This window comes from Buttiauxella sp. AC038 (assembly GCF_979253565.1).
In genome coordinates this window covers 829,892-842,168 of record NZ_CEEDCQ010000001.1, presented here as the reverse complement: position 1 = coordinate 842,168, position 12,277 = coordinate 829,892, and the positions used below count along the sequence as shown (strand labels likewise).

The 12,277-nt window shown below is 47.1% G+C and carries 8 protein-coding genes and 1 tRNA gene; 2 read left to right on the top strand and 7 right to left on the bottom strand.

Translation table 11 applies throughout. The features are described 5' to 3' along the window. The first annotated feature begins 196 nt into the window (after nucleotides 1-196). Both AC0IXI_RS04050 and AC0IXI_RS04045 read left to right on the top strand, forming a co-directional pair. On the top strand, nucleotides 197-1,495 hold the full coding sequence (locus tag AC0IXI_RS04050) for a sensor domain-containing diguanylate cyclase (protein WP_422569346.1): 1,299 nt from the start codon (nucleotides 197-199) through the stop codon (nucleotides 1,493-1,495). 124 nt (nucleotides 1,496-1,619) lie between these two features. Next, entirely contained in the window at nucleotides 1,620-3,845 is a 2,226-nt protein-coding gene (locus AC0IXI_RS04045) for a sensor domain-containing phosphodiesterase (protein WP_413499024.1), read from the top strand. A gap of 148 nt (nucleotides 3,846-3,993) precedes the next feature. Here the strand turns inward: AC0IXI_RS04045 and AC0IXI_RS04040 are convergent. The 7 genes from AC0IXI_RS04040 to recJ form a co-directional block, all read right to left on the bottom strand. Continuing rightward, a tRNA-Gly gene (locus tag AC0IXI_RS04040) sits at nucleotides 3,994-4,067 on the bottom strand. A gap of 226 nt (nucleotides 4,068-4,293) precedes the next feature. Next, entirely contained in the window at nucleotides 4,294-5,493 is a 1,200-nt protein-coding gene (locus tag AC0IXI_RS04035; protein WP_064513577.1) for an MFS transporter, read from the bottom strand. Continuing rightward, the gene (gene pepT, locus AC0IXI_RS04030; RefSeq protein WP_413499025.1) at nucleotides 5,490-6,737 is read right to left on the bottom strand and encodes a peptidase T; all 1,248 of its coding nucleotides are present in this window, start codon (nucleotides 6,735-6,737) and stop codon (nucleotides 5,490-5,492) included. The genes AC0IXI_RS04035 and pepT overlap by 4 nt, the downstream gene beginning before the upstream one ends. 222 nt (nucleotides 6,738-6,959) lie before the next feature. Continuing rightward, nucleotides 6,960-7,745 carry an amidase activator ActS gene (gene actS / locus AC0IXI_RS04025; protein WP_134184550.1) on the bottom strand — a complete coding sequence of 262 codons (786 nt, stop codon included), beginning with the start codon at nucleotides 7,743-7,745 and terminating at the stop codon, nucleotides 6,960-6,962. Nucleotides 7,746-7,797: 52 nt separating this feature from the next. Further along, on the bottom strand, nucleotides 7,798-9,312 hold the full coding sequence (lysS, locus tag AC0IXI_RS04020; RefSeq protein ID WP_064513582.1) for a lysine--tRNA ligase: 1,515 nt from the start codon (nucleotides 9,310-9,312) through the stop codon (nucleotides 7,798-7,800). A gap of 9 nt (nucleotides 9,313-9,321) precedes the next feature. Next, a protein-coding gene (gene prfB, locus AC0IXI_RS04015) for a peptide chain release factor 2 (protein WP_134184552.1) occupies nucleotides 9,322-10,420 on the bottom strand; the annotation gives its coding sequence in 2 pieces (ribosomal slippage) (nucleotides 9,322-10,344 and nucleotides 10,346-10,420; 1,098 coding nt in all). 118 nt (nucleotides 10,421-10,538) lie between these two features. After that, nucleotides 10,539-12,272 carry a single-stranded-DNA-specific exonuclease RecJ gene (gene recJ, locus AC0IXI_RS04010; protein WP_471681964.1) on the bottom strand — a complete coding sequence of 578 codons (1,734 nt, stop codon included), beginning with the start codon at nucleotides 12,270-12,272 and terminating at the stop codon, nucleotides 10,539-10,541. Nucleotides 12,273-12,277 lie beyond the last annotated feature (5 nt).

Below are 12,277 nucleotides of genomic sequence, written 5' to 3'. Positions count from 1 at the left end.
ATGGATGGATTTAACAAGGTCTGGCCATAACTACAAAATTTTCAGCACCTAAAAAGACAATCAACTCTTTGGTTGTCTTTAATTTATGAAAAAGAATAAAAAAATCTTGAAGATATTAAGTACATCGTTATTATCCCACTGCACATTAAGATTATAATAAACATGCACGCCTTTAAGAGTGAACTTTAAGTTAAATATGTTATTTAATTATGATATTTCATTAGTCCTACTCGCAGTAATTATTGCGTGCCTGGCTTTTTATGTCTCTTTTTGGCTATGTAAGGCTGGCGCTCGAAAAAAACATAACTGCTGGCCTTTATTTAGCGGCCCAACTATGGGCTGTGGGATATGGGTTTTACACTACATGGTGATGCAAGCACATCATCATAGTCACATTATAAATTATAACATTAAGATAACGCTGGCCTCCTTACTTGTTGCTATAATTGGCTGCTCGCTCGGGTTTGGCTGCTTTTTATTCAAACAATTACGCAAAAATCATTATCTGCTGCCTGCATTGATATTTTCTGCAACCGCGGCATCCATGCACTACCTGGGAATGGCTGCAATCATCAATGCGGGAGATTGGTCTGTCAGCAATGCTCATATCACTCTTTCGCTAATCGTTATTTTTATTACTTCATTAGGCATGTTGCATTTAACCCATCTGATGTTGGTTATGACGAGTAAAAACGACAGCTATGCCAACTTCTGCCGATTGGGTGCCACAATTACTCTTTGTACCGGTGTAGCAATCATGCACTTTTTAGGTACCAGCAAAATGAATATGGCTCCAGTAGCCGCATCATCTCTTGCTATAAATCATGATGACAACATCGAAAATACGATTGCGATGACGATGATAATACTCATCGCCCTAGTATTTATGTTAGCAATCTTCATCTGGTTTATTAATTTCAAAGAGCATTTAAGCAATGAGCTTCTAAAAAGAGAGTTAATCTCGAAGAATTTGCAATTAAAACAAATGACGCAACATGACTCGTTAACTCAATTACCTAACCGCGTTTATTTACAAAGTCATTTAAATACACTGTTTGAGAAACAGATACAGCCACTGTTCATTATGTTTATTGACCTCGATGGTTTTAAACGTGTTAACGATGTCTGGGGGCATGCCATTGGTGATGAGCTGCTGGTAAAGATATCTAAAATGCTCAGGAACGTTGTTGGCAAGGGAGGCTTTGTTGCAAGAATTGGTGGTGATGAATTCATCATCGTCGTTTGCGAACAAACAGAAGATGCAGTGATCCAACTTGCTAAAACCTTGCTTTCCAGAATCTCAGATAACTACGAACTCTCAGCAACAACAGTCGATTTTTTATCTGCCAGCATTGGGATTTCAATTTACCCTGACCATGGGCAAGATGTTGCCACACTATTGAAAAAAGCTGATGTGGCGATGTATTACATAAAAGACAAAGGGAAAAACAATGTCATCTTTTACGATGAGATAGCCATGACATTACCCACATGATGCCAGGTTAATACAAGAGTGTATTAATAGAGCACGATAGCCGAGTGTTAGTAACACTTATTTTTAAGCAATGGATGCTTGTAAATCATTCCAGACACTGGAATTAGTAAAAAAGCAGACATTGATGATGAAATTTACTGCGTTGTATAACAAGTACAAAGACAAATGGTGGGCTTTACCACTTGTTCTCCCCTTCATCCTGTATCCTATAACTCAGTATATGAGTTCCTACGGCTACGTTGATGGTTTCGAGATACCTTTCTTTTATCTCAACATGGCACTTATGACAGCCCTTACCATGATTTATGGTTTTAAGGCGCTTCCTGGTATCATACTGTGTGTATTTTTCCGTGTGGCTCCTGATCGTGGCCTGGAACCAGCATTGATGTCCGTATTGCATTATTTTACATCGACAGGAATAAGTTGTGCTGGTTATTACTATTTCACCGGGAAACGTGGTCGAGCTAGTTTCGGGCGCTATAACCTAACCTGGCAACGTATTTTCTGGTTAGTATTCATTAATGCCACATTGTTCCTTAATTATTTCCAGACCGTACTCTACTTAGGCATGTATGGTGTACATCAAAAAATGATGTACATAACCCCATTCACCACGCGAACATTGATAAATTATCAGGGAATGCTGGTTGGGAATATGATTGGCTTGCCAATGTGTTATTTGGTAATTCGTTCATTCAGAACGCCATCATACATGAAGAAATATGTTGAAAAAATCCGTAATCAAGTTGCAGAAGACCTGCGAGCACTCGAGCTCATTTGTCTATTTAGTGCAATGACATTGCTTACGGCGCTCATGATCTCACCAATTAATCATAAGCCAACACTGATAAACTCCGTATATACCCTGACGTTACTGTTACCAGTCATGATCTGGGGAACGCTACGTCTGGGCCATGCTGCCATTTCTCTCATTTGGTGGGTGTTATTGGTCGTACTGTGCAATAACTATCAAAGTTATATTCCTCATACAGTCGATTACAAGTTACATCTGGCTGTTGCAACGTCCTGCTTCGCAGCGTTTTCAATAACCATTATCCTTATGGCTATCAATATTTCACGGCAAAGAGCCTTGAATATTAAGACTAAGCGTCTAATGAGCATCGACCCGGTAGTTCACCTACCAAATTTGCTGGCACTAGATACAGATTTAAATAAAAATACAGTCTCTGTTTTATGTCAGTTATATGTCCCTGACCTTGAATTACTAGGCCGCCACTATGGTTTGCTGATGCAAGTTCAATATAAGCAACAACTGGCTCATTTTTTGAAACCGGTACTGGAAAACGATGAGCTTATTTATATAAGTTCTGGTCACGATTTAATTGTCCGGATGTCCCCTTTAAATGCAGAAAAAAGGATTTCTGAGCTGCACAACAAAGCAAAAGATTTCCGTTACACCCGTGATGGGGTAAAGCTTTACCCACAAATTGGTTGTAGCTACTGCATCATTAACTACCCTGTGGGTCATCTTTATCTATTAATTGGTGAACTCCGAGCACTGGCAGAGATCTCCCTGACGACAAACTTGCCCGTGGATATGAGAAAGCAAAGCAGTCGGCAGGTACAAAATCAGGTTAAAACTAAAGTCGACATGATGAATCAACTTCAACGTGCGCTTGAGTTAGATCGGTTTGTTTTGATGGCTCAGCCAATAGAAAGCAAAAATGGTCATCGCTACCATGAAGTCCTGCTGCGGATGCTTGGTAACAATGATGAACTTATTTTCCCGGATACTTTTTTACCGCTAGCAAATGAATTTGGCATGTCATCGAGCATTGATTTATGGGTGCTAAATAACACCATGAAATATATGGACGAAACCCGTCATTCACGGCCAAACCAATGCTTCGCCATTAATCTGACTCCAGCATCAATCTGCCGCACAGATATGGCACATCTCATTGAAAATATGCTGATTAAGTACGGTATTGCGCCTGAGCAGCTCGTTCTGGAAGTGACCGAAACCGATGAGCTTACCAACAACTTACAAGCCGATAAGACACTGGATGCACTACAGCGTTTAGGTTGTAAAATTGCTATCGATGATTTTGGAACGGGTTATGCGAGCTATGCGCGACTCAAAAATATGCAGGCGGACATACTCAAAATCGATGGCAGTTTTATCCACAATATTATTTCCAGCGAGATGGACTACAAAATCGTGGAATCTATTTGTGAGTTAGCAAGAATGAAAAACATGACGTTAGTGGCTGAGTTTGTCGAAACAGAAGCGATTCAGAATGCTCTATTCCGCATGGGAATTGACTATGTTCAGGGCTACTTCATCGGTAAGCCTGCGCCTATCGAAACCTTACCGGCAACTGTTTAAGCCATAAAATCAGGCAGCAGAAAGCATGATGCAAGGGGTTTTCTGCTGTCGTGATGGATAATAATCAAGCAAATTCAGGACGCAAAAGTGGCGTAAAGCACATATTCACTGGGTTCGTTAGATTACAGGTAATTTGGAAGAGATGAGCTGGAGCGGGTGAAGGGAATCGAACCCTCGTATGCAGCTTGGGAAGCTGCCGTTCTACCATTGAACTACACCCGCTTTGAAGTGCGTAGGCATTATAGACGTTCAGCTTTCGCTGGCAAGCGCCTTTTAAGTTTATGTGGTGGATTATTAAGCGATTGTTTTTACAACCTGTGTGTTGTCAAATCTTACGGGGTCGTATGGAGGTGAAGGCTAGAGTGTTACATGGGGGATTATTTACCCAGCTCCCCTGCTCTGACTTACGGTAAAAATGAAGGGAAACCCTATGGGTTCCCCTTATTCCTTAAGCGTGAGCTGCCGCTTTTTTCGGGAATACCATCAGTGCGACGATAGGTGAAACAACCATCAGCGCAAACACCCAGATAAAGCCCATTGTGAAGCTACCAGTTGCATCAATCGACCAGCCAATCAGTTGGCTGTTCGCGGTGGCGATAACAAAGGTACAAACCCAGAAAGTCGACATCGTGTAGGTCACCGTTTGGGTATTGGCCCCTTTTAATGTCTCTTTTGGAATTGAGAAGATAAAAGCAAACCAGGTCGCAAAAACAAAACCCGTCAGGAATGAGCAGACCAAAATCAAAATGTCATTGGTTGCGAACAGCATAATAAAGGTCGTAATTGCCATCGCGATGCTGGTGCTAAACAACCAGTTTTTGTAATGGTAGCCGCGAGCTTTGCAGAATGGTCCAGCGATTGCGCCGAGCATAATCCCGACCTGGTTTACCGTGCCGCTCAGGTGAGCATGCGATTCTGGCGGCAGGTGCGCGTATTTGGCGTAGTAAAGCGGCAGGAAGGTGAACATGAAAATCATCATGATCATCGCGCCGACGTACTGGGCAATCATCCCCCACACTACGCGGTTAAAAATCGCATCTTTCATGATGCGCAGTTTATCCGTGCTGCCGTCGTTGCTTGCAGTGGTAACGGCAACCTCTTCATCAGTAAAGACAATAAGCCACACAGCACCCAGAACCAGCGTTATCACACCATAAACTGCCAGCAGGTTTCTCCAGCCACCAAAGTAAATCGAAAGGCTACCCGCCAGCGTCAACGCGATAATCGTGCCGATGATGTTGGAGGTGCAGTTCAGGCTGTTAAGCGCAGATGCTGTTTTGTTATCGAACAAACGTGCCACGGTCGGCACAAGAGAAACCAGGCAGATTGCCCCACCCAGGCCACCCATAAAACGAATCACTAACAGCAGGTCGAAGTTATTGGTCCATGGAATGAATATCGATAATCCGGTCAACACGCAGCCCAGAAGATAGGACTTTTTCGCGCCGAGTTGCGCGGTCAAAATCGAGGTGCAGAAAGCACCTAAAATTTTCGCCCACAGAATGACGTTCGACATTAACGCCGCATGGGACACGTCGATATTAAAATCGGCCATGATTTGCGGCATAACGGCACCGGTAGTGGCCCAGGCTGCGCCAAAGACCATGTAGACGGCATACAAAACAAATTCAGTTATCCACTTATTCACGCAGGCACCTCTTGAGCACTCAGAGCAACGATTTCCAACAGCATTTCACTTGCCAGGCGCAGAGACTCTGCGGGCAAGAACTCTTTGGTGGAATGGAAATTATGGGCACCAGTAAAGATATTAACCGTCGGTAAGCCGGCAGGCGTAATCACGCTACCGTCATAACCGCCGCGCATAATTAACGGTTTCGGCTCAATGCTCAGGTTACGCATTGCCTGCTGAACGCTGGCAATAATTTCCGGCTTTTTATCAAGCCCGGCTTTCACGTTATCGTAGGTATCCGATAATTCCAGGGTGATATTTTCCTGGCCATAACGGCTTTGCAGTTGCTCAGTGATGGACTGCAATAACGCTTTTCGGCTCTGGTAACCTTCAATTTCAAAATCACGCAGGGCAATTTCGAGTATGGCATTCACGGTATTACCGGTGATTTTATTCACCCAGAAATACCCTTCACGGCCTTCCGTTAATTCCGGGCGTTCACTTGCTGGCAATGCGTTGATCACTTCGTTGGCGATTAATACAGCATTGACCAACTTGCCTTTCGCGCTCATAGGGTGAGCCGTCACGCCTTTGAATGTCATTTTGGCGCTACCTGCGTACCAGTTTTCAATAACATATTCGCCGATACCACAGCAATCCAGGCAAATACCGAAATCAGCATTTAGCTGCGCCACGTTTAACGCTTTAGCTCCACGAATACCAATTTCTTCGTCTGGCAATAACACCAGTTTGATATCGCCATGTTTAAACTCAGGGTTCGCAACCATATAACGAATGGCTTCCACTGCCGCCGCAATTGCCGCTTTATCGTCAGCACCCAACAGGCTGGTACCATCTGTGGTAATGATGTCCTGGCCGACATAGTTCAACAGTTCAGGGAACGCCTCAACGGTTATCTCTTCCCCAGTCGCAGGCAGTACGATATTTTTACCATCGTAGTTTTTCACGCGCACGGCATGGGTGTCATTGGCGTTATCTGGCGCAGTATCAAGATGCGCGAAGAAGGCAATGGATGGCATTTCCGGGCTGTTTGCCGCAAGACTCAGAACGGTAATGGCATTAGCGTTAATGGAAGTCTCGACGGTATTCACGTTGGAAAATTCACTCACAACAAGCTGAGCTAATTTGTACTGATTTTCGCAACTGGGAAGTTGGTTATTTTCGGGAACGGAAGTGGTGTTGATTGTTGTATACCGGATAAAGGTATCTATTATTTGGTCTGCATTAATACGTATTGTCATTGTTTGCTACTCACCATTAACATGAAATGGTTGATAAATATTACAACGTTAATTAACCGGGTTATATTTTTTATAACTTAGTTATTATTCTGCAACATATTTACCATTCATATTATGAATTAAAGTGATCAGCATTATTAGCCAGGAAAGGATGACGGTGTCTGATAAAGATCAATAGGGATGGTATTTATTAGAAGCCAGAAAATATCTGGCTTCTGTTAATTAGCAAGATGGCTTACTACCTGGAGGTGGTAAGTAGCGCTGAGGGTCGATAGCATTTGCACGATAACGAATCTGGAAATGCAAATTCACCGAATCTGAACCGCTGCTGCCCATTGTGGCAATTTTCTGCCCGGCGCTAACTTTCTGACTGGTGTTTACCAATGTCGTTTCGTTGTGAGCATAAGCAGTGATGTACTCTTCGTTATGTTTAATCATCACTAAATTGCCGTAACCGCGAAGCTGGTTACCCACGTAAACCACTGTACCAGCGGCAGAAGCATAAATAGGTTGCCCACGCTTACCGGCAATATCTATACCTTTATTCCCACCATCGCTGTCGGAGAACGGCGCAACAACTTTACCGGATGTTGGCCAGAGCCAGCATTTTGAACCAACCGGAGGAGCGGCGACTTTCGCAACGCTACTTGTGGACGATGAACGCGGTTTAGAGGTTTTCGCCACGGCTGTTTTCTTCGATGAAGATGAAGAGCCAGAGCTACTTTTAACACGGATTTTTTGCCCTATCTCCAGCGTATAAGGAGCAGGAATACCATTGAGGCGTGCCAATTGGCCGACGCTTGTGCCGGTCATACGCGAGATGCGCGAGAGTGTGTCACCACGTTTGACGGTATAAACCGAACCGCTGTAGCTACCTGAAGAGGCTTGAGTGGTGCCCGCTTTATTTGATGAGCAAGCGACGAGTAACAGGCTTAGCACCAGGATAACGGCATTCGGTGCCCACTTTCTGACTGTGCTTTCCTTGCGCAAACCAATCCTCGAATACATTAACTGAGAAGAAGATGTTCCTCCCTGCAGCGCAGGGAGGAACGAGTACAACTTACTTAACCGGGCGCAGAGCCGGGAACAAGATAACGTCACGGATAGTGTGGCTGTTAGTGAACAGCATAACCATACGGTCGATACCAATGCCCAGACCCGCCGTTGGTGGCAAGCCGTGCTCCAGAGCAGTCACGTAGTCTTCGTCGAAGAACATCGCTTCGTCGTCGCCTGCGTCTTTCGCATTAACCTGGTCAGCAAAGCGCTGCGCCTGATCTTCTGCATCATTGAGCTCGGAGAAGCCGTTACCGATTTCACGACCACCGATGAAGAACTCGAAGCGGTCGGTGATTTCTGGATTTTCGTCATTACGACGCGCCAGTGGAGAAACTTCTGCCGGGTATTCAGTAATGAAGGTCGGCTGAATCAGATGGCTTTCAGCCACTTCTTCGAAGATCTCGGTGACTACACGGCCCAGGCCCCAGCTCTTCTCGACTTTGATGCCGATAGCTGCTGCGATTTCCAGTGCTTTGCCCATATCGTCCAGATCTGCAATATCAGTTTCCGGGCGGTATTTTTTGATGGCTTCACGCATGGTCAATTTGGCGAATGGCTGGTCGAAATCAAAGATCTCTTCGCCATACTTCACTTGCGCAGTACCCAGCACGTCATGCGCCAGAGTACGGAACAGAGATTCGGTCAGTTCAATCAGATCTTTGTAATCCGCGTACGCCATGTAGAGTTCCATCATGGTGAACTCTGGGTTGTGACGCGGAGAAATACCTTCGTTACGGAAGTTACGGTTGATCTCGAATACGCGATCGAAGCCACCCACGACCAGGCGCTTCAGATACAGTTCCGGCGCGATACGCAGGTACATATCGATATCCAGCGCGTTGTGATGCGTGATGAACGGACGTGCAGACGCACCACCCGGGATCACTTGCATCATTGGCGTTTCAACTTCCATAAACCCACGTTCCACCATGAACTGACGCACGCCAGCCATGATTTGCGAACGGATTTTAAAGGTGTTGCGGGATTCTTCGTTGGAGATCAGATCCAGGTAACGCTGGCGGTATCGTGCTTCTTGATCCTGCAGACCGTGGAATTTGTCCGGCAGCGGGCGCAGAGCTTTAGTCAGCAAACGCAGTTCAGTACAGTGAATAGAAAGCTCACCGGTTTTAGTTTTGAACAGCTTGCCGCGTGCACCCAGGATGTCACCGAGGTCCCATTTCTTGAACTGCTCGTTGTAGATGCCTTCTGGCAAATCGTCACGCGCAACGTAAAGCTGAATGCGGCCGCCAACATCTTGCAGGGTAACGAAAGACGCTTTACCCATGATACGGCGTGTCATCATTCGGCCAGCAACAGCCACTTCGATGCCCAGCTCTTCCAGCTCTTCGTTCTCTTTCGCATCGAAGTCAGCATGCAATTGGTCTGAGGTATGATCGCGACGGAAGTCATTTGGGAAAGCAATGCCGTGCTCACGCAGGCCAGCCAGCTTCTCACGGCGGGATTTCAGTTCATTGTTAAGATCGACCGCTTCGGTGCCCTGTTCTTGTTGTTCAGACATGTTGATTCCTCATAACCCTGCTTTCAAACTTGCTTCGATAAATTTGTCCAGATCGCCATCCAGTACCGCCTGCGTGTTACGGGTTTCTACACCAGTACGCAAGTCTTTGATACGGGAGTCGTCCAGTACGTAAGAACGAATCTGGCTGCCCCAGCCGATATCCGATTTGTTGTCTTCCAGCGACTGCTTCTCAGCATTCTTCTTCTGCATTTCCAGCTCGTATAACTTCGCCTTCATCTGCTTCATCGCCTGATCTTTGTTCTTATGCTGCGAACGGTCGTTCTGGCACTGAGTCACGGTATTGGTCGGAAGGTGGGTAATACGCACCGCAGATTCTGTACGGTTAACGTGCTGACCACCCGCACCCGAGGCGCGGTAAACGTCGATACGCAGATCGGCCGGGTTGATTTCGATATCAATATCGTCATCAACTTCCGGGTAGACAAAGGCGGAGCTGAACGAGGTATGGCGACGGCCACCGGAGTCGAACGGGCTCTTACGTACCAGGCGATGCACGCCAGTTTCAGTACGCAACCAGCCAAAGGCATATTCGCCCTGAATACGAATAGTCACAGATTTAATACCCGCAACGTCGCCATCAGACTCTTCAATGATTTCGGTTTTGAAGCCGCGTGATTCAGCCCAACGCAGATACATTCGCATCAGCATGCTGGCCCAGTCTTGCGCTTCGGTGCCGCCAGAACCTGCCTGAATGTCGATATAGCAATCGGCGCTGTCGTACTCACCGGAGAACATGCGGCGGAACTCAAGCTGCGCCAGTTTGCCTTCCAGTTGATCTAACTCGACAACGGCTTCGTTGAAAGTGTCTTCGTCGTCGGCTTCAATAGCCAGCTCCAGCAAACCGGAAACATCTTCCAGCCCCTGAGTCATTTGATCGAATGTTTCGACAATCGCTTCCAGTGAAGAACGCTCTTTACCTAACGCTTGTGCGCGTTCAGGTTCGTTCCACACATCAGGTTGTTCCAGCTCTGCGTTTACTTCTTCCAGGCGCTCTTTCTTGGCATCATAGTCAAAGATACCCCCTAAGAACGTCGCTGCGCTCCGTAAGGTCCTGGATGCGGTTTTTTACCGGGTTAATTTCAAACATGGTCTGTATTATCTTATGTTGATGACAGAAGACGAAAATGCGGTCGTAAACCGGAAAGTTTACCGGAATTACGCCGCTTTTTATAGTTTTGTTGCCCGTTAATAGCCAAGTAATAGGGCTATAGAGGCCAGATATGATCGATTAACAACTGAACGCTGCGATTACCGCGAAACTCATTTACGTCCAGCTTGAAAGCCAATTCAACTTCACGCACGCCGTTATCCGGCCAGCATGCTGTATCCACGTTAAAGGCGATGCCGTCAATCAACGGGCCGCCGCCGATGGGTTCAACCATGACTTTAAGATGGCGTTCCCCGACCAGCCGTTGCTGTAATAAGCGGAATTTGCCGTCAAACAGTGGCTCAGGGAACATCTGCCCCCACGGCCCGGCGTCACGCAGCATCTCGGCGGTTTCCAGTGTCATCTCTTGCGCAGAAATAGCACCGTCTGACCAAATCACGCCCTGAAGCAATGCGGGATCAAGCCATTCGCCGATCAGATCGCCAAAACGCTGGCGGAACTCTTCGAATTTAGCTTCTTCCAACGACAAACCTGCAGCCATCGCGTGGCCGCCAAATTTCAGCATCATGCCAGGATACAACGTATCAAGCCGCTCAAGAGCATCGCGCATATGCAAGCCTTGCACCGAGCGGCCTGAGCCTTTCAGCGTGCCATCACCCGCGGGTGCAAAAGCGATAACCGGGCGGTTAAAACGCTCTTTAATACGTGAAGCCAGGATACCAACCACGCCCTGATGCCATTCCGGGTGGTACATCGCCAGGCCATACGGCAGCTCATCGTGGCTGTGTTCCAGTTGTTGGCACAACGTGAGAGCTTCAACCTGCATGCCCTGCTCAATCTCTTTTCGCGTCTGGTTTAGCGCGTCAAGTTCGTTAGCCAGCATGCGTGCTTCGCCAATATTTTCACTGAGCAGTAACGCTACACCCACGGACATATCATCCAAGCGACCGGCAGCATTCAGACGCGGGCCTAAAGCAAAACCTAAGTCGCTTGCCGCCAGTTTATGCGGCTCACGGTTGGCGATTTCAATCAGCGCTTTAATCCCCGGGCGACACTTGCCAGCACGAATACGGCTCAAGCCCTGCCAGGTCAAAATGCGGTTATTCATATCCAGTGGCACAACATCGGCCACGGTGCCTAACGCCACCAGATCCAGCAACTCTGCAATGTTCGGAATGGCCAGGCCTTGTTGTTCAAACCAGCCGCAATCACGCAGATGCGCCCGCATCGCCAGCATCAGATAAAAGGCAACGCCAACGCCTGCGAGGGATTTAGACGGAAACTCGCAATCGACCAGGTTGGGGTTGATGATGGCATCTGCCGCAGGCAATTCTGCCCCTGGCAGGTGGTGATCGGTAACCACCACCGGAATGCCCAGCGCATGGGCACGCTCAACACCACTATGGGATGAGATGCCGTTATCGACGGTCAAAATCAGCTGCGCGCCACGCGCATGAGCTTGATCCACCACTTCCGGGCTCAAACCATAACCGTCGCCGAAACGGTTAGGTACGAGATAGCTAATGTTTTGGCACCCAAGGCTGCGCAGTCCAAGCACGCTTAACGCAGTGCTGGTTGCGCCGTCAGCATCAAAATCGCCGACCACGATAATGCGCAAGCCTTCTCGGAAAGCGTTATGCAGTATCTCAACGGCTTTATCCATGCCATTAAGTTGTTGCCACGAGAGCATTCCCTTCACACTGCGTTCCAGGTCTTGCTCGCCGCGCACACCACGGCTGGCGTAAAGGCGTTTTAAAAGTGGGTGCAATTGCTGGGGTAACACCACGGATTCATCGACCGTACGGCGGCGAAGTTGTGTTTGCTGTTTCACCCGTT

What these genes read in the sequence shown, in the direction of transcription:
- AC0IXI_RS04050 (WP_422569346.1), top strand. Translation starts at nt 197, where the DNA reads ATGTTATTTAATTATGATATTTCATTAGTCCTACTCGCAGTAATTATT.
- AC0IXI_RS04045 (WP_413499024.1), top strand. Translation starts at nt 1,620, where the DNA reads ATGATGAAATTTACTGCGTTGTATAACAAGTACAAAGACAAATGGTGG.
- pepT (WP_413499025.1), bottom strand. Translation starts at nt 6,737, where the DNA reads ATGACAATACGTATTAATGCAGACCAAATAATAGATACCTTTATCCGG.
- actS (WP_134184550.1), bottom strand. Translation starts at nt 7,745, where the DNA reads ATGTATTCGAGGATTGGTTTGCGCAAGGAAAGCACAGTCAGAAAGTGG.
- lysS (WP_064513582.1), bottom strand. Translation starts at nt 9,312, where the DNA reads ATGTCTGAACAACAAGAACAGGGCACCGAAGCGGTCGATCTTAACAAT.